At 73.3% G+C, this 18,422-nt stretch carries 11 protein-coding genes and 1 pseudogene; 5 read left to right on the top strand and 7 right to left on the bottom strand.

What is annotated here, in order from left to right:
- From ABFY03_RS10055 to ABFY03_RS10035, 5 genes are all read right to left on the bottom strand, one after another.
- Nucleotides 1–1,842: a branched-chain amino acid ABC transporter permease gene (locus ABFY03_RS10055; RefSeq protein WP_346169718.1), complete on the bottom strand. Its 1,842-nt coding sequence runs from the start codon at nt 1,840–1,842 to the stop codon at nt 1–3.
- 5 nt (nt 1,843–1,847) lie between these two features.
- Nucleotides 1,848–2,777 carry a branched-chain amino acid ABC transporter permease gene (locus tag ABFY03_RS10050; RefSeq protein ID WP_031002668.1) on the bottom strand — a complete coding sequence of 310 codons (930 nt, stop codon included), beginning with the start codon at nt 2,775–2,777 and terminating at the stop codon, nt 1,848–1,850.
- Nucleotides 2,778–2,900: 123 nt separating this feature from the next.
- The gene (locus ABFY03_RS10045; protein WP_319013813.1) at nt 2,901–4,145 is read right to left on the bottom strand and encodes a branched-chain amino acid ABC transporter substrate-binding protein; all 1,245 of its coding nucleotides are present in this window, start codon (nt 4,143–4,145) and stop codon (nt 2,901–2,903) included.
- 719 nt (nt 4,146–4,864) lie between these two features.
- Complete coding sequence (locus ABFY03_RS10040; RefSeq protein WP_319013814.1) at nt 4,865–5,368, bottom strand: PaaI family thioesterase; 504 nt, start codon at nt 5,366–5,368, stop codon at nt 4,865–4,867.
- A gap of 63 nt (nt 5,369–5,431) precedes the next feature.
- Entirely contained in the window at nt 5,432–7,720 is a 2,289-nt protein-coding gene (locus tag ABFY03_RS10035) for an FdhF/YdeP family oxidoreductase (RefSeq protein ID WP_346169717.1), read from the bottom strand.
- 134 nt (nt 7,721–7,854) lie between these two features.
- Between ABFY03_RS10035 and polA the strand changes: the two genes are divergently transcribed.
- Together polA and ABFY03_RS10025 are read left to right on the top strand one after the other, a co-directional pair.
- Nucleotides 7,855–10,566 carry a DNA polymerase I gene (gene polA / locus ABFY03_RS10030; RefSeq protein ID WP_346169716.1) on the top strand — a complete coding sequence of 904 codons (2,712 nt, stop codon included), beginning with the start codon at nt 7,855–7,857 and terminating at the stop codon, nt 10,564–10,566.
- A gap of 475 nt (nt 10,567–11,041) precedes the next feature.
- A pseudogene (locus ABFY03_RS10025) lies at nt 11,042–11,371 on the top strand (serine hydrolase); the annotation flags it as partial.
- A 175-nt stretch (nt 11,372–11,546) separates the two neighbouring features.
- On the opposite strand, the gene ABFY03_RS10020 reads toward ABFY03_RS10025, so the two are convergent.
- Nucleotides 11,547–12,431 (bottom strand): DUF4184 family protein, encoded by an 885-nt coding sequence (locus tag ABFY03_RS10020; RefSeq protein ID WP_346169715.1) that lies wholly within the window; start codon nt 12,429–12,431, stop codon nt 11,547–11,549.
- Nucleotides 12,432–12,685: 254 nt separating this feature from the next.
- On the opposite strand from ABFY03_RS10020, the gene ABFY03_RS10015 reads away from it, so the two are divergent.
- The 3 genes from ABFY03_RS10015 (at nt 12,686) to pgfA (ending at nt 15,865) form a co-directional block, all read left to right on the top strand.
- On the top strand, nt 12,686–14,554 hold the full coding sequence (locus ABFY03_RS10015; RefSeq protein ID WP_319011146.1) for a lytic murein transglycosylase: 1,869 nt from the start codon (nt 12,686–12,688) through the stop codon (nt 14,552–14,554).
- Nucleotides 14,555–14,719: 165 nt separating this feature from the next.
- Nucleotides 14,720–14,860: an SPW_0924 family protein gene (locus tag ABFY03_RS10010; protein WP_107049178.1), complete on the top strand. Its 141-nt coding sequence runs from the start codon at nt 14,720–14,722 to the stop codon at nt 14,858–14,860.
- 9 nt (nt 14,861–14,869) lie between these two features.
- Nucleotides 14,870–15,865 carry a cell envelope lipid trafficking protein PgfA gene (gene pgfA, locus ABFY03_RS10005; protein ID WP_346169714.1) on the top strand — a complete coding sequence of 332 codons (996 nt, stop codon included), beginning with the start codon at nt 14,870–14,872 and terminating at the stop codon, nt 15,863–15,865.
- Here pgfA and hrpB read toward each other — a convergent pair.
- Nucleotides 15,849–18,416: an ATP-dependent helicase HrpB gene (gene hrpB, locus ABFY03_RS10000; RefSeq protein WP_346169713.1), complete on the bottom strand. Its 2,568-nt coding sequence runs from the start codon at nt 18,414–18,416 to the stop codon at nt 15,849–15,851. The genes pgfA and hrpB overlap by 17 nt on opposite strands.
- Nucleotides 18,417–18,422 lie beyond the last annotated feature (6 nt).

Genomic DNA, 18,422 nt, shown 5'->3' with positions numbered 1-18,422 from the left:
TCAGGCACCTGCCTTGGCGGGCTCAGCGGCCGGCTGCTCGTCGTGCTCGTGGAACTCCAGCTGACGGCGCTTGTCGGCCACGATGCCCTCCGGACGGAAGCGCATGATCAGGATGAGCGCCACGCCGAAGGCGAAGAGCTGGTACTCGCCCATGAACTGGAGCTTGTTCGGGATGAGGAAGAGCAGGGCCGCGCCGACCAGCGGGCCGCTCATCGTGCCCATGCCGCCGAGGACGACGGCCGCGAGCAGGAAGGCGGAGTTGGGCGGGATCGGACCGGCGAAGAGGTACTGCTCCGGCGTCACGGTGTACGTGACGTGGGCCTGCACCGTGCCGGCGAGGCCGGCCAGGCCGGCGCCGAGCGCGAAGGCGATCAGCTTCACCCGGAAGCCGTTGATGCCCATCGCGAGCGCGGCGGTCTCGTCCTCGCGGATCGCCACCCAGGCGCGGCCGATGCGGGAGTCGCCCGAGCGCCGGAAGACCAGCACGACGACCGCCATGATCAGCAGCATCAGGAAGAAGTAGTTGGCGAAGCGGCCGATGGTGAAGCCGGCGATGGTGTGCGTCTGGCCGAAGTCGAATCCGAAGAAGTTCAGGTTCGGGATGGACGCGATGCCGTTGGAGCCGTTGGTGATGTCCGGGCCCGAGGTGCCGTCGGTGTTCATCACCGCGATGCGGAAGATCTCACCGAAGCCGAGGGTCACGATGGCGAGGTAGTCGCCGCGCAGCCGCAGGGTGGGGGCGCCGATCAGGACGCCGAAGACCACGGAGGCCGCGGCGCCGACCAGGATGGCCGCCCAGAAGGGGAAGTGCACGCCGAAGGGCGAGGTCGGGGCGCCCGAGACGAGGGCCGCCGCGTAGGCGCCGACGCCGAGGAAGGCCACGTATCCGAGGTCGAGCAGACCGGCGAGGCCGACGACGATGTTCAGGCCCAGGGCGACCGTGGCGAAGATCAGGATGTAGACGCCGAGCGTCGCGTACTGGTCGTCGGTCTGGGTGAAGGGGAACAGCGCCGCGGCGATGAACGCGCCCGCGATCGACAGGTTCTGGTGCTTCGAGGTGAGCTGCGTGGCCTGCTTCAGCAGACCGGAGGCGCTGATGGCGGCGAAGCCGAGGCCGGCCGTGATCAGGAAGCCGAGGAACAGCTCGTCGTACTCGGTGCCGATGCCGTAGGTGAAGACGCCGAGCGCCAGGCCGAGGACCACCGCGATGATCAGGATCTCGACGGCGGACGGCAGCGGCGGGAGCTTCCGCACCGGGTGGGGGGCGGAGAAGGCGGCCTTGACGGCGGCCCAGTGGTTGCGCCGCTGCTGCTTGTGCTGGTCCCAGCGGGTGTCCTCCGGGTCGACCGGCAGCACGGAGGGGCGCGTGAAGGGCAGGTCGAGGGCGGCGAGCAGGGTGGCGAGGGTGGCCACGGCGAGCACGATGCCGCCGGGCTCCAGGTTGACCAGGCCGCCGAGGTCGACGCTGATGGCGCCGAGGGTGAACCAGGCGGTGGCGAAGGAGGCCAGCGCGCCGAACTTGATGGCGGCGTCGGCGCCGGCCGGCGTCAGCCAGCCGAGTCCCTTGATCCCGTACGAGGAGAGGGTGAAGAGGGCGGTCAGGGCACCGAGCAGCAGGACCTGGAGCTGGAGGCCCGCCGGGTAGCCGTAGACGGTGAGGTCGCCCGGGAAGCCGGGGTCCCAGGTCCAGGCGAGGAAGCAGCTCACGATGGTGAGCAGGGAGCCGCCGAGCGCGACGGCGCGGGCGATCGGCTCCGGCATGAGGCCGACGAGGCCGCGGTCGGCGGTCTTGGCGGCCTCCGCGGCGGCGGGGGCCTGGGGGTTCTCGGAGATGGTGGTCATGGTGCTCACGCCCTGTCCGCGACGCGCTCGCCGAGCAGGCCCTGGGGCCTGGCGAGGAGGACGACGATGAGGAGTACGAAGGCCCAGACGTTGGCCCAGGACTGGCCGCCGAGCTGCTCCATACCGGGGATCTGGTCGACGTAGGCGGTCGCCATCGTCTCGGCGACGCCGAGGACGAGGCCGCCGATCATGGCGCCGTAGATGTTGCCGATGCCGCCGAGGACGGCGGCGGTGAACGCCTTCAGTCCGAGGAGGAAGCCCATCTTGTAGTCGACGACGCCGTACTTGAGGCCGTAGGCGACGGCGCCGACGGCGGCGAACACGGCGCCGAGGGCGAACGCGATCACGATGATGCGGTCGGTGTTGACGCCCATGAGCTTCGCGGTGTCCGGGTCCTGCGCCGTGGCCTGCATGCCGCGCCCGGTGCGGGTGCGCATGACGAAGAAGGCGAGGAAGGCCATGCAGATCGGGGCCGCGATCACGAGGAAGATGTCACCGGTCTGGATGGTGACCGAGCCCAGCTCGATCGGGCCGCCGGGGATCTGCGGGAAGGTCCGGGCGGACTTGGCCTCCGGGTACCAGACCCAGACGGCGTACTGCAGGGCGAGCGAGAGACCGATGGCCGTGATGAGCGGCGCGAGGCGCGGGCCGCCACGGAGCGGACGGTAGGCGAACCGTTCCGCTCCGACGGCTATCGCCGTCGCGACGATCACGGCACCGATGATCATGAGGGGCAGCGCGACCCACATGCTGGTGCCGCCGGGCAGGATGAGCCAGACCGTCAGGGCCCCGAAGCCGCCGGTCATGAAGATCTCGCCGTGGGCGAAGTTGATGAGCTGGACGATGCCGTAGACCATCGTGTAGCCGACGGCGACCAGCCCGTACATGGATCCCAGTAGCAGGCCGTTGACCAGCTGCTGCGGCAGTTCGTTCACCGCATTGTCCTCCGAGACTTTCGACGGATATGACACCGCGCGGGGTGCCTGTGGTGTGCGGCCCCCCGCGCGGTGAAAGGTGGTGCTGAGTGGTGCAGAGTGGTGCTGGGGTGGAGCTGAGGATCAGCCGCCGAAGGTGCCGGACTTGACCGGCTTGAAGGCGCCGCCCTGGACCTGGTAGACGGTGAGCTGCTTGTTGGTGGTGTCACCGAACTCGTCGAAGGAGACCGAGCCGGTCACGCCCTCGAAGGAGACGCCCTGGACGGCCTCGACGACCTTGGCGCGGGCGTCGTCCGGGAGCTTGCCGCCGTTGCCCTCGACGACCTTCTTGACGGCCTCGATGATGGCCCAGGTCGAGTCGTAGGAGTAGCCGCCGTAGGCCTCGAAGGCCTCCTTGTAGTTCGCGGCCTTGTAGTTGGCCAGGAACTCCTTGGCGGAGTTGAGGGACTCGATCGGGGCGCCGACCGAGGTGGCGATGTCGCCCTCGGCCGCGGCGGCACCGGCGAGCTTGACGTACTCGGGGGAGAAGAGCGCGTCACCGCCGACGACGGTGACCTTGGCGCCGGCCTCCTTGATCTGCTTGGCCAGCGGGCCGGCGGCCGGGTACTCGCCACCGTAGTAGACGACGTCCGCGCCGGAGCTCTTGACCTGGGTGGCGACCGCGGAGAAGTCCTTGGTGTCCGGGTCGATGTGCTGGGTGCCGACGACCTTGCCGCCGAGCTTCTCGAACTCGCCCTTGAAGGTGCCCGCGAGGCCGGCGCCGTAGGTCTTCTTGTCGTCGATGATGAACGCCTTGGTCTTCTTGGCGTCCTTGAAGACGTACTGGGCGGCGAACGGGCCCTGGATGGCGTCCGTGGTGGCGGTGCGGAAGTACGACTTGTAGCCGCGCTTCTTGTCGCCGGAGGCCCAGTTCGGGCCCTGGGACAGCGCCGGGTTGGTGTTGGCCGGGGAGACCTGGACCAGCTTCGCGTCGTCGAAGACCTTCTGCATGGACTCGGCGACGCCGGAGTTCAGCGGGCCGACCACGCCGAGGACGGACTTGTCGGCGACCAGCTTGGTGGCGTTCTGCTGGCCGGACGACGGCTGGGCCTGGTCGTCGAGGGCGACCAGCTTGAAGGTGACGCCCTTGACGTACTCCTTCTTGTTGGCCGTGTTGACCGCGAGGTCGGCCGAGTTCTTGATGCCCAGGCCGAGGGCGGTCAGCTCGCCGGTGAGCGGGGCGTCCAGGCCGATGGTGACGGTGATGCCGCCGCCCTCGCCGGAGCCGTCGCCGCCCTTGCCCTTGTCGTCGCGCGAACCGCAGGCGGTGAGGGTGAGCGCTCCCGCGGTGACCGCGGTGGTGAGTATGAGCAACGAACGGTTTCGCACGAAGGGTCCTTTCCCTGGCGCGGCCCCCTCTGCCGAGGCGGTGCCGTGGAGCTGCGGAGCAAGAGGTGCCGTTGGTGATTGCCGGGCCGTACTGAGTGCTGATACGAGGCCGTGCAGTAGGTCGCGCCCAGTGGCGCGGTGACTGGCGGTGACTCTAGGCGCAGGTGGGGAGGGTCTGGGAGCGGCGGGTGAAGGATGTGACTGTCTTGTTATGCCGACGGGGGGAGCGGGGCTGAGAGGTCCATGCAAATCCGGGCATAGCGACGTGTAACAAGGTGTTCACATACTGAGAACGCGCAGTTCCGCTAAGGGGCTTGAGTGAATCTTGGTACTGACGGGCGAGTTCGTCGACTCTCCGGATATCGGACAGGGCGCCCGAACTGAGCGGACGGATGTCAAGCCTCGGGCCCTCTGTGGCACCTCCCGTCCATGGTCACGGAGTGTGACGGAGGCGGGGGTCGGCGGGACGGGCGGCCGCCCCCGCGATCGGCCGGAACCACTCGCTTTCGAACGTACCTCCGAGGCCCGTGAGTTGGGAGGGCCTGGCGTGAAAACGCCCTGGAGGGACGGGAATTGGTGAGCGCACGGTGACCGGACGCGTTCCTGTCGCCGGCGGGGCGCGACCGGACGCCGCCGGCGATCCGGCGCCGGGGACGCCGAAGGGGGCGGTACGCCTCCGCGTACCGCCCCCTTCGTGAAACCGGCCGACCGGCCGCGGCTCAGGCGCCGTTGAGCCGCGCCTCCTGCGGCAGGTTGCCCGCGTCCAGCGGGCCGACCTCCCGCAGCATGCAGGTCAGACGGGCCGAGCAGACCCGGCGGCCCTCCTCGTCGCTGATGACGATCTCGTACGTCGCCGTCGACCGCCCGCGGTGCACCGGAGTCGCCACACCGGTCACCAGACCGCTCCGCGCGCCCCGGTGGTGCGTGCAGTTCAGGTCCACGCCCACCGCGATCTTCGACGATCCGCCGTGCAGCATCGAACCCACCGAACCGAGCGTCTCCGCGAGCACCGCCGAGGCGCCGCCGTGCAGCAGCCCGTACGGCTGGGTGTTCCCCTCCACCGGCATGGTGCCGACGACCCGCTCCGCCGACGCCTCCAGGATCTGCACGCCCATCCGGTTCCCCAGGTGTCCCGCCGAGAAGAGCGCCGGCAGATCCACGCCGAGCGCGGCGTACTCGTCGATGACCTCCTGCGGGAACTTCACGTGCTGCTGCTCACCCATGACCCGGCTCCGTTCGTCTTCGTACGGCTGATCCTCCCCGCCCTCCGCTGGCTGAGCAAGCGCTTAGGCGGACGGTTGCGGTGATTCTTCCAGACGCACGATCACGGACTTGCTCGCGGGGGTGTTGCTGATGTCGGCCGTCGACTCCAGCGGCACCAGCACGTTCGTCTCCGGGTAGTACGCCGCCGCGCACCCCCGCGCGGTCGGATAGTGCACCACCCGGAAACCGGGCGCGCGCCGCTCGCTGCCGTCCGACCACTCGCTCACCAGATCCGCGTACGCCCCGTCGGCGAAGCCCAGCGCCGCCGCGTCCTCCGGGTGCACCAGCACCACCCGGCGGCCGCCCCGGATCCCCCGGTAGCGGTCGTCGAGGCCGTAGATCGTGGTGTTGTACTGATCGTGCGAACGGAGCGTCTGCAGCAGCAGCCGGCCCTCCGGCACCCTCGGGTACTCCACCGGCGCCGCCGTGAAATTGGCCTTCCCGGTCTTCGTCGGGAAACGCCGCTCGTCCCGCGGCGCGTGCGGCAGCGCGAACCCGCCCGGGTTCGCCGCGAGACGCGCGTTGAAGTCCTCGAAGCCCGGCACCACGCGCGCGATCCGGTCCCGCACCGCCGCGTAGTCCGCCTCGAACGCCTCCCACGGCGTCCTCGACGCCTCGCCGAGCACCGCCCGCGCCAGCCGCGCCACGATCGCCGGCTCGGAGAGCAGATGCGGACTCGCCGGCGGCAGGTTGCCGCGCGAGGCGTGCACCAGCCCCATCGAGTCCTCGACCGTCACGAACTGGCGCCCGCTCTTCTGCACGTCCTTGTCCGTGCGCCCCAGCGTCGGCAGGATCAGCGCCCGCCGGCCGGTCACCGCGTGCGAACGGTTCAGCTTCGTCGACACGTGCACGGTCAGCCGGGCGTTGCGCATCGCCGCCTCGGTCACCTCGGTGTCCGGGGTCGCGCCGACGAAGTTCCCGCCCATCGCGAAGAAGACCTTCGCCTCGCCGTCCCGCAGTGCCTGGATGGACCGCACCACGTCGAAGCCGTGGTGACGCGGCGAGACGATCCCGAACTCCTTGTCCAGCGCGTCCAGGAAGGCCGGCGCCGGACGCTCGAAGATGCCCATCGTCCGGTCGCCCTGCACGTTCGAATGCCCGCGCACCGGGCACACGCCCGCGCCGGGCCGCCCGATGTTCCCCCGGAGCAGCAGCAGGTTGACCACCTCGCGGATGGTCGGCACGGAGTGCTTGTGCTGGGTCAGGCCCATCGCCCAGCACACGATCGTCCGCTCCGAGGCCAGCACCATCTCCAGGGCCCGCTCGATCTCCGCGCGGGACAGCCCCGTCGCGGCGAGGGTCTCCTCCCAGCCGGCCTCCCCGGCCGCCGCCGCGAACTCCTCGAAGCCGTGGGTGTGGTCCCGTACGAACTCCTCGTCGACCGCCCCGGGCGTCTCCAGGACCAGCCTGTTGAGCAGCCGGAAGAGGGCCTGGTCGCCGCCGATCCGGATCTGCAGGAAGAGATCGGTCAGCGCCGCCCCGCGCAGCATGCCCTGCGGGGTCTGCGGGTTCTTGAACCGCTCCAGGCCCGCCTCCGGCAGCGGGTTCACCGAGATGATCCGCGCGCCCCCGGCCTTCGCCTTCTCCAGCGCCGACAGCATCCGCGGATGGTTCGTGCCCGGGTTCTGCCCCGCCACGATGATCAGGTCCGCCCGGTGCAGGTCCTCCAGGGAGACGCTGCCCTTGCCGATGCCGATCGTCTCGGTCAGCGCCGAGCCCGAGGACTCGTGGCACATGTTCGAGCAGTCCGGGAGGTTGTTGGTGCCGAACTCGCGCGCGAAGAGCTGGAGCAGGAACGCCGCCTCGTTGCTGGTCCGACCCGAGGTGTAGAAGAGCGCCTCGTCGGGGGAGGACAGCGCGGTCAGCTCCTCCGCGATGATCGCGAAGGCCCGCTCCCAGGTCACCGGCTCGTAGCGGTCGCCGCCCTCCGGGAGGAGCATCGGACTCGTGATCCGGCCCTGCTGCCCGAGCCAGTAACCGCTCCGCCCCGCCAGCTCCGCCACCGGGTGCGCGGCGAAGAACTCCGGCGTCACCCGCCGCAGCGTCGCCTCCTCGGCGACCGCCTTCGCCCCGTTCTCGCAGAACTCCGCGAGGTGCCGCTTGTCGCCCTCCGGCCAGGCACAGCCCGGACAGTCGAAGCCGTCCTTCTGGTTGACCTTGAGCAGCGTCCGCGCCGTGCGCACGGCCCCCATCTGCTCCTGCGCGATCCGCAGGGTGTGCCCGATGGCGGGCAGGCCGGCCGCGGCGTGCTGCGGCGGCGTGACCTGCGGTGCGTCCTGGACCGGGTCACCGGCGGGCGGCTTGCTGACCATCGCGCTCTCCCTTGAGCGATCACCTGGGCGATCAACGTGCGGCGTACGTCTCCGATCCTGTCACGGACCGCCGACAGCCCGGCACCCCGACCGGTGTGGACGGGATTGTCGGCGGTCCGTGGCAGGATCGTCGTGTGGCCGAGACAGCATCGAAGAACCCCGCAGACACCCGCCCCCGCCTGCTCCTCATGGACGGGCACTCGCTCGCGTACCGGGCGTTCTTCGCGCTGCCCGCGGAGAACTTCACCACCGCGACCGGGCAGCCGACCAACGCGATCTACGGCTTCGCGTCGATGCTGGCGAACACCTTGCGCGACGAGGCGCCCACGCACTTCGCGGTCGCCTTCGACGTGTCCCGCAAGACCTGGCGGTCCGAGGAGTTCCCCGAGTACAAGGCGAACCGCTCCAAGACCCCCGACGAGTTCAAGGGCCAGGTCGAGCTGATCGGCGAACTCCTCGACGCGATGCGCGCGCCGCGGTTCGCCGTCGACGGCTTCGAGGCCGACGACGTCATCGCCACCCTCGCCACCCAGGCCGAGGCCGAGGGCTTCGAGGTCCTCATCGTCACCGGCGACCGGGACTCCTTCCAGCTGGTCACCGACCACACCACCGTGCTCTACCCCACCAAGGGCGTCTCCGAGCTGACCCGCTTCACCCCGGAGAAGGTCCAGGAGAAGTACGGCCTCACCCCCTCCCAGTACCCCGACTTCGCCGCCCTGCGCGGCGACCCGTCCGACAACCTCCCGGGCATCCCCGGCGTCGGCGAGAAGACCGCCGCCAAGTGGATCAACCAGTTCGGCTCCTTCGCCGAGCTGGTCGAGCGCGCCGAGGAGGTCAAGGGCAAGGCCGGGCAGAACTTCCGGGACCACCTGGAGTCGGTCAAGCTCAACCGCGTCCTCACCGAGATGGTCCGGGACGTCGAGCTGCCGAAGACCGTCGCCGACCTGGCCCGCGAGCCGTACGACCGCAAGGCCGTCGCCCTCGTCCTCGACACCCTGGAGATCCGCAACCCCTCGCTGCGCGAGCGGCTGCTCGCCGTCGACCCGGGTGCCGCCGAGGCCGCCGAGCCGGCCCCCGCCCCCGGCGTCGAGCTCGACTTCACCGTCCTCGGCTCCGGCGAGCTCGCCCCCTGGCTGGCCGCCCACGGCGAGCAGCCGCTCGGCGTCGCCACCGTCGACGCCTGGGCGCTCGGCACCGGCAGCGTCTCCGAGGTCGCCCTGGCCGGCGCCGGCGGCGAGGCCGCCTGGTTCGACCCGAGCGAGCTGGACGAGGCCGACGAGCGGGCCTGGGCCGCCTGGATCTCCGACCCGGAGCGCCCCAAGGTCCTGCACAACGCCAAGGGCGCCCTGCGGGTCTTCCCCGAGCACGGCTGGAGCCTGGCCGGCGTCACCATGGACACCGCGCTCGCCGCGTACCTGGTCAAGCCCGGCCGCCGCTCCTTCGCGCTGGACGCCCTCTCCCTGGAGTACCTCGGCCGCGAGCTCGCCCCCCCCGCCGCCTCCGAGGGCCAGCTCGCCTTCGGCGCCGAGGACCACGCCGAGGCCGAGGCCCTGATGACCCAGGCCCGCGCCGTCCTCGACCTCGGCACCGCGTTCGAGACCAAGCTCGACGAGGTCGGCGCCCGCGGCCTGCTGTACGACGTGGAGCTGCCCACCTCCGTCCTCCTCGCCCGCCTGGAGCGGCACGGCATCGCCGCCGACCGCGACCACCTGGAGGCCATGGAGCAGCAGTTCGCCGGGGCCGTGCAGCAGGCCGTCAAGGAGGCCCACGCCTCCGTCGGCCACGAGTTCAACCTCGGCTCGCCCAAGCAGCTCCAGGAGGTCTTCTTCGGCGAGCTCAACCTCCCGAAGACCAAGAAGACCAAGACCGGCTACACCACCGACGCCGACGCCCTCGCCTGGCTGGCCGCCCAGACCGAGCACGAGCTGCCGGTCATCATGCTGCGCCACCGCGAGCAGGCCCGGCTCCGCTCCACCGTCGAGGGCCTGATCAAGACCGTCGCCGCCGACGGCCGGATCCACACCACCTTCAGCCAGACCGTCGCCGCCACCGGCCGCCTCTCCTCGACCGACCCCAACCTGCAGAACGTGCCGGTGCGGACGGACGAGGGCCGCGCCATCCGGCACGGCTTCGTCGTCGGCGAGGGCTTCGAGTCCCTCATGACCGCCGACTACAGCCAGATCGAGCTGCGGGTCATGGCCCACCTCTCCGAGGACGAGGGCCTGATCGAGGCGTTCACCTCCGGCGAGGACCTGCACACCACCGTCGCCTCCCAGGTCTTCGGCGTCGAGCGGTCCGCCGTCGACGCCGAGATGCGCCGCAAGATCAAGGCCATGTCGTACGGCCTCGCCTACGGCCTCTCCGCCTTCGGCCTCTCGCAGCAGCTGAACATCGACCCGGGCGAGGCCCGCGGTCTGATGGACACCTACTTCGAGCGCTTCGGCGGCGTGCGGGACTACCTGCGCCGGGTCGTCGACGAGGCCCGCGCCACCGGCTACACCGAGACCATGCTCGGACGCCGCCGCTACCTGCCCGACCTCAACAGCGACAACCGCCAGCGCCGCGAGGCCGCCGAGCGGATGGCGCTCAACGCCCCGATCCAGGGCACCGCCGCCGACATCGTCAAGGTCGCCATGCTCAAGGTCGACCAGGCCCTCACCGAGGCCGGCCTCGCCTCCCGGATGCTCCTCCAGGTCCACGACGAAATCGTGCTGGAGATCGCCCCCGGCGAGCGCGAGCGGGTCGAGGCCCTGGTCCGCGAGCAGATGTCGGCCGCCGCCGACCTCCGCGCCCCGCTCGACGTCTCCGTCGGCGTCGGCCCGGACTGGGACTCCGCCGCGCACTGACCCACGGCGCTCCACCGGTGGCCGCACCGCCGCGCGGGGGTGCGGCCACCGGCGTGTGCGCCAGGTGGCGCACTCCGGGGGCGGCCGGGCGGCAGCGCTCCCGAGACTGGGGAGCGTGATCACGATCCGCCGCTCCCGGCTGCGCGGCTGGGCCCTGCTCGGCGCCCTGCTGGCGGCCGCCGGCACCGCCCCGCCCGCCGAGGCCCAGCGGCCGCCCGCCGCCTGCGCCTCGGCCCGCGAGCCGGACCTCGCCGCCCGGCTCTCCCGGGACATCACCGCCGCGCTCGCCGGCCGCGCCGGCACGGTCGCCGTCGCCGTCCACGCCCCCGCGCGCGGACTGCGCTGCCGGCTCGACGACACCCGGCGCTACGACTCCGCCAGCGTCGCCAAGGTCCTGATCCTGCACGCCGTCCTCGGCCGCGCGGCGGAACTCGGCCGGCGGCCCACCACCCTGGAGACCCGGCGCCTCAAGGCGATGATCACCCGCTCCGACAACGCCGCGGCCGCCGCGCTCTGGCAGGGCCTCTCCCGCGCCCGCCTCGACCGCGTCCTGCGCGCGGCCGGCGCCCGCGACACCGTCCCCGGCCACGACCGCTACTGGGGCCTCACCCGCACCACCGCCCGCGACCAGCTCGCCCTCCTCGCCGCCGTCTCCCGGCACCCCCGGGCCCTCGCCCTCATGGGCCAGGTCGTGGCGAGCCAGGCGTGGGGCGTCACCGCGGGCGCGCCCCGCACGGTCAAGGTCCACCTCAAGAACGGCTGGCTGCCCCGCGCCACCCACGGCTGGCGCGTCCACAGCGTCGGCATCGTCCGGGGTACGGGCTCCGCCGCCGGGGCCGCCGACTACCGGATGGCCCTGCTCAGCCACGACAACGCCGTCATGAGCCACGGCGTCCGCACCCTGGAGCGGGTCTCCGCCGCCGTCCACCGCCGGCTCTCCGGCGCCCCCGCCGCCCGCGGCTTCACCCCGGAGTCCCGGATCAGCGAACGCCCGGACGGGAGCGCGCCGCCCGGTCGGCCGGGACTTCTTCCCCTGCCGGAGCGGGGGCCTGGGCCGCTCCCCGCCCTCGCAGCCGGGCGGCCGTCCCGTACAGCAGCAGCCCCGCGACGAGCCCCGCGCCCGCCCCGAAACAGGCGGTCGGGATGATGTCGAGCGGGGTCTCGATCCGGCCCCAGCCCCAGTACGCCGCCCAGCGCAGCACCCGGTGCGCGACCCCGGCGAGCACACAGCCCCCGATCAGCAGCAGCGCCGCCCGCCGCCCCCGCCGGCCCGGCACCGGCACCGCGGCGGACGGCTCCGTCCCGGCCGGCACCGACCGCAGCGCCCGGGCGGTGAACCAGCCGAGCAGACCGAGCGCCAGCGCCGAACCCCCGTACTGCGCGTACAGGTAGACCGGGAACCCGGCCACGACCTCCGCCAGGAACGGGATCGTCCGCGTCCCCCACCGGTCGATGTGGGTGAAGGTGTCCCAGACGACGTGCGTGGCCGCGCCGAGCGCCGCCGACCCGGCGAACGCGAGGGCGAGCCCGGCCGGTCGGCGCCCCCGCCACGGCCGCCCGCGCACCACCGTGTGCACCGGTCCGCGCCACCGCCCCGGCAACAGCCCCACCAGCGGCTCACGCACCGTCAGCCAGAGCCCCACCAGGACGGCCGCGAGGAGCACGTCGACGGTGACGATCCCGGCGGGGGAGTGGGTCACCTCCCCGAACTCCATCGCCCCGGGCACCACCGTCGCCGCGAAGTAGGTGAGGTCGGGGGCGAAACTGCCGGCGACCAGGGCGGAGGCGACGAGCGGTCCGCGCGCGGTCCCGTCCCGCCGCAAGGCCGGCAGGACCGCGGCGGCGTGACTCAGGGTGAAGGGCACGGAAGGAACCTCCTGGTCGTACGGATGATCGGTCCGCCCGGCAAGAGGCGCCGCACCGTCCGGACGGTTCCCGCGACGCCTCCGGGACACCGGAGTCCGGACCTCCGTGTCCGGCCGACGGGAGGCCAAGGGGTGACGAAAGCGTGAAACCCGGTCAGGTGCTGGTGTCCCGTGATACGGACATCGCATAGGGTCGCCTGAGGCCACACGCGGGGAGCGTGCGGTTCCAGTCGATTTGGGGAGGGGTGCACGGTATGGCAGCGCAATTCGGCCGCCGCCTGCGCAGGGGCGCCACGAGTGGAGCGATCGTGGCGGCCGCGGTCGCGGCGCTGGCCGCCTCGCAGGGGCCGGGAGCGATCCCGCCGCCCACCGACAACCTCAACGGCGACCGTGCCATCGGCGCCGGCGACGCCACCAGCCCCGCCGGCGGCATCGACGGCGGCTCGGCCACCGGCGACTCGCCGTACTACACCGACCTGCCGCCGCTGAACTCGCCGAACCGGCCCGGCGCGCTGCCGACCTCGCCCACGGTGCCGATCGTCACCGGCCCGGCCGCGGCCGGCATACCCTCGACCGTCCTCGCCGCCTACCGCCGCGCCGAGGCGTCGGTCCGCGCCACCGACCCCTCCTGCAACCTGCCCTGGCAACTCCTCGCCGGCATAGGCAAGGTCGAGTCCGGCCAGGCCCGCGGCGGCCGCGTGGACGCCAACGGCACCACCCTCGCCCCGATCCTCGGACCGGTCCTCGACGGGGTCGGCTTCGCCAACATCTCGGACACCGACGACGGCGCCTTCGACGGCGACACCACCCACGACCGGGCCGTCGGCCCCATGCAGTTCATCCCGTCCACCTGGGCCACCTGGGGCCAGGACGCCAACGGCGACGGGAAGAAGGACCCCAACAACATCTACGACGCCGCCCAGGCCGCGGGCATGTACCTGTGCGCCGGCGGCCGGAACCTGGCCATCAAGGCCGACCTCGACCGGGCGATCCTCAGCTACAACCGCTCCACGGAGTACCTGAACACCGTCCTCTCCTGGTTCGAGTACTACGGGCGCGGCGCCCACACCGTCCCGGACGGCACCGGTGTGCTCCCGGTCGACCGCAGCGACCGGCCCGTCACCGGCCGGACGGTCCGCCCGTCCGGATCCGCCTCGCCGGACTCGCCCGCCCCGAGCACAAGCCCCTCGCCGCACAAGCCGGCGCCGAAGCCCAGCGAGACCACCCCGCCCTCGCCCGCGCCCAAGCCGACCGAGCCGACGAAGCCGCCGACCACCGACCCCACCCGGCCGCCCGTCGCCACGCCCGTCGAGGTCCCGCCGACGCTCCGGGTCGCCCGCCTCAGGCCCGGCACGGCGGTGCTGACCGCGGTCACCGAGAGCACCTTCGCCCAGGCGGCGACCGTCACCGCCGTGGACGCCTCGGGCCGCCCGGTCGCCGGTGTCAGCGTCCGCTTCGAGCTGCCCGCCACCACCGACGCCCGCTTCCCCGCCGGCGCCACCACGGTCACCGTCACCTCGGACGCGCGGGGCGTCGCCAAGGCCCCCGCCCTCCGCGCCGGCGCGAAGGCCGAGCCCTTCACCATCCGGGCCACCGTCCCCGGCCGCTCCCTGCCGGCCGCCGAACTGAAGGCGACCGTCGAGGTCCGCAAGGCCGACGCCCTCGCCCGGATCGGCGACACCGCCCTGACCGCCCAGACCGGCGCCGGCTACGCCGGCGTCACGGTCGAGGCCCGCCTCGGCGGCGCGCTCGCCGCCGGGGTGAGCGTCACCGCGGTGGTCGCCGACTCGACGGACGCGCCGACGCAGAGCGCCGACGGCCCCTCCTTCGGCAAGGACGCCGCGGGCAACCCGATCCGCACCAGGGTCCTGAAGACCGATGCCCAGGGCCGGCTGTCCATCGGCGACCTCGTGGCGGGCGAGAAGGCCGGCGACTACGTCCTCTGGCTCACCGCGCCCGGCGGCGGCACGGTGAAGCTGACGCTCACCGTCACCGCCCCGGCCACCACGCCGCCGCCCACGACCGAGCCGACCCCGGACCCGGCGCCGACCACCGAGCCCGCGCCCACCGCGTCCGGCTCCACGTCGTCCTCGCCGTCCACCAGCCCGTCGCCCACCGGCTGATCCGCGCCACCCCTCCTCCGCGCCGCCCCCGCCGCGTCCCTCCCGGGACGCCGGGGGCGGCGCGCGTTTCCGTCCGTCCCGCCACGGGCTGTTCTCATCTCACGGTCGCGTTGCTACGGTGCCCCCGCCCTGACGACCCATCAGATCACCTGCCGGGAGGCCGACATGCGCGCCCTCGTCGCCGCAGCCATCGGACTCGTACCCGTCCTGCTCTTCGTCCTGCTCGTCTCCGTGGTCGATCTGCCGCCCGACGGACCCACCTCGCCCAGACCCCTGCTCACCGCCGACCCCGGCCCGAAGAAGTAGGGAGCCCCCGTGCGCCGCCGAGCCAGCCTCGTCCTCCTCTCCCTCGCGGTCTTCCTCGCCGCCATGGCCCCCACCCTGCGCTGGTACGCCTTCCCCCGGCTGGCCAAGATCCCGCCGAACCAGTACCAGGAGATGGTCCTGGAGGCCCGCCCCGCGACCCTCCTCGACTACGGCACCCTCAAGGCCCGCGAGGTCGAGAAGATCACGATCGTCCAGACCCTCAAGGGCAACGTGGAGGAGTCGAAGCGGATCGAGCGCGGCACCGACCGCGACGTCGTCGTCTGGGACGGCCTCTCCTACGTCATGGGGCCCGACGGCGCGATGGTGTCCAAGATCCCCGAGCGGTACGTGTTCGACGCGCACACCCAGGAACCCGTGAACGTCCCCGGCGAGATGGTCGACGGCGACCCGGTCACCCGCGAGGGCATCGAGTTCAAATGGCCCTTCCTCACCGAGAAGCGCGACTACCTCTACTTCGACGCCCAGACCCGCACCTCGTCCCCCATCCACTACGTGGGCACCCGCACCTTCCGTGGCCTGGAGGTCTACTACTACGAGCAGACCATCCCCTGGACCCGGGTCCCCATGCCCAAGACCATGCCGGTCGAGGGCATCACCCCCGACGTCATCGCGAGCATGGGCCTCACCCGCTGGTACACCACCAAGCGCATGTTCTGGGTCGAGCCCGTCACCGGAGCCCCCGTCAACGGCGAGGAGATCCACAAGGAGGAGCTCCGCGGCGCCAAGGCCCTCACGGGCAAGGACACCGTCACCGTCTTCGCCGGCCACGTGAAGATCAGGGAGGACTACGTCGCCGACACCGTCGAGCTGGTCTCCTCCAACCGCACCACCGTCCTCCTCCTCGTCTCCTGGCTGCCGTGGACCTTCACCGTCCTCGCCCTCCTCCTGCTCGCCCTCGCCCTCTGGCTGGAGGCCCGCTCCCGCCGCCCCGCCCCCGGAACCGCCCCGGGGCCGGCACGCGAGCCCGTCAGCCCTCCCGTCTGAGCCGCGCGCTCGTGTGCCGGGTCGGCTCCGCCGAGGACGGGTCCTCCGGCCACGGATGCTTCGGGTACCGCCCCCGCAGCTCCGCCCGCACCGCCCGGTAGCCCTCCCGCCAGAACGAGGCCAGATCCGCCGTGACCGCCGCCGGCCGGCCGGCGGGGGAGAGCAGGTGCACCAGCACCGGCACCCCCGCCACCGTCGGCGTCCCGTCCAGCCCGAACATCTCCTGCAGCTTCACCGCCAGCACCGGCCGCCCCTCCCCGTACGCCACCCGGATCCGCGAACCGCTCGGCACCTCGATCCGCTCCGGGGCCAGCTCGTCGAGCCGCCCCGCCTCGCCCGAGGCCCACGGCAGCAGCCGCCGCAACGCCTCCCCGGCGTCGATCCGCCCCAGATCCGCCCGCCGCGCCGCCCGCGACAGCTCCGGCTCCAGCCACTCCTCGGCCCGCTCCACCAGCGCCTCCTCCGACACGTCCGGCCACGCTCCGCCGACCGCCTCGCGCAGGAACGCCAGCCGCTCCCGCAGCTCCACCGCCTCCCGACTCCACCGCAGCAGCCCCGTCCCCTCCCGCCGCAACCCGTCGAGCAGCGCCTCCCGCACCAGCACCGGATCGGCCGCCGCCCCCAGCGGGCGCACCGTCAGCTCCACCGCGCCCAGCCGCTCCACCGACCGCGCGACCACATCGCCGTCCTCCCAGCGCACCTCCTCGCCCGACCGGAACAGCCGGCCCGCCGCCCGCCGCGCCACGGCCTCGTCCACCACCGCCGCCAGCCGCACCCGCGCCGTCGCGTCGCGGGCCGTCCGGTCCGCCACCGCCACCGCCAGCCACGGCGCCGACCGCAGCCCGGAGCCCTCCGCGAGCCGCGCCCCGCTGCCGGACACCATCAGATGCCCGCCCCGCTCCCGCGCCCGCGCCACCCGCTCCGGGAACGCCAGCGCCGTCACCACCCCCGCCACCGAGTCCTCCCCGGCCGCACCACCGGCTGCCGCCCCTTCCCCGGCTCCCCTCTCCCCGGCACCGCCCTCCGCGGCCGCCGCCCGCTCCAGCCGCCGCACCTCCGCCCGCCAGCGCACCCCGTACCCGTCCCCGCCCCGCCGGGCCGCGCGCCAGGCGGCCGTCAGATCGTCCCCGTACTCCCGCGGCGGCTCCTCGCTCAGCAGCGCCACCACCTCGGCCGCCCGCCGCACCCCCACCTCGGCCGCCCCGTCCAGCAGCGCCCGCCCGAGCCGTGGATGCAGACCCAGCCGGGCCATCCGCTCGCCCCGCCCGGTCGCCTTCCCCGCCGCGTCCACCGCCCCGATCGCCTCCAGCACCGAGCGCGCCGCCGCCAGCGCCCCGGCCGACGGCGCGTCGAGCAGCGCCAGCCCCTCCGCCGTCGGATCGCCCCAGCAGGCGACCCGCAGCGCGAAGTCGGCCAGATCCGCGATCCGGATCTCCGGCGCCGGGAACCGCGCCCGGCCGCTCTCCTCCGCCTCCGCCCAGCACCGGTAGACCGTGCCCGGCGCCTCCCGCCCCGCACGCCCGGCCCGCTGCGTCGCCGCCGCGGCCGACACCGGAACCGTCGCCAGCGACCCCAGCCCCCGGGCGTGATCCATCCGCGGCTCCCGGGCCAGCCCCGCGTCCACCACGACGCGCACCCCCGGCACCGTGAGGCTCGACTCCGCCACCGACGTCGACAGCACCACCCGCCGCCGCCCGTCCGGCCCCGCGCCCCGCAGCACCGCGTCCTGGACCGCCGCCGGAGCCCGCCCGTGCAGCTGGAGCACCTCCGCGTCCACCCCGTCGAGCAGCCCCGCCGTCCGCGCGATCTCGCCCGTGCCGGGCAGGAAGCAGAGGACGTCGCCCTCGTGCCGGGCCAGCGCCTCCCGCACCGTCGCCGCCACATGCCGCAACAGCGCGGGATCCACCCAGGTGCCGTGCGCAGGCCGGATCGCCGCCGGCGGCGGCACATGACGCACCGCGAACCCGTGCCCCTCGCCCTCGCTGCGCACCACCGGCGCCGGCCCGCCGCCCTCCTGGGCGGTCAGCAGCCGCGCCCACGCCTCCGCGTCGCTGGTCGCCGAGGCCGCGACGAGCCCCAGCTCCGGTCGCAGCGCGGCCCGCACGTCCACCAGGAACGCCAGGGCCGTGTCGGCGTCCAGATGCCGCTCGTGACACTCGTCGAGCAGCACCACGTCCACCCCCGCGAGCTCCGGGTCCCGCTGGAGCCGCTGGAGGAGGATGCCCGTCGTCACCACCTCGACCCGGGTCGCCGGTCCGGCCCGCCGCTCCCCGCGCACGGAGAAGCCGACCGCCCCGCCGACCTCCTGGCCCAGCAGCCACGCCATCCGCGCGGCCGCCGCCCGCACCGCCATCCGGCGCGGCTCGGCCACCAGCACCCGCCGCTCCGGCCCGTCCCCTATGAGCCCCGCGAGCGCGAGCGGCACCAGCGTGGTCTTGCCGGTGCCGGGCGGCGCGTGCAGCACCGCCGTGCCGCGCTCGGCGAGCGCGGCCAGCAGCTCGGGAACGGCATGGCGGACGGGAAGCAGATCGAGTACGTCGTGTCGGATCACGCACTC

The sequence above is a fragment of the Streptomyces roseofulvus genome, from assembly GCF_039534915.1.
In the GTDB taxonomy this organism is placed as follows: Bacteria; Actinomycetota; Actinomycetes; order Streptomycetales; family Streptomycetaceae; genus Streptomyces; species Streptomyces roseofulvus.
This window is presented reverse-complemented; position numbering and strand designations above follow the sequence as displayed.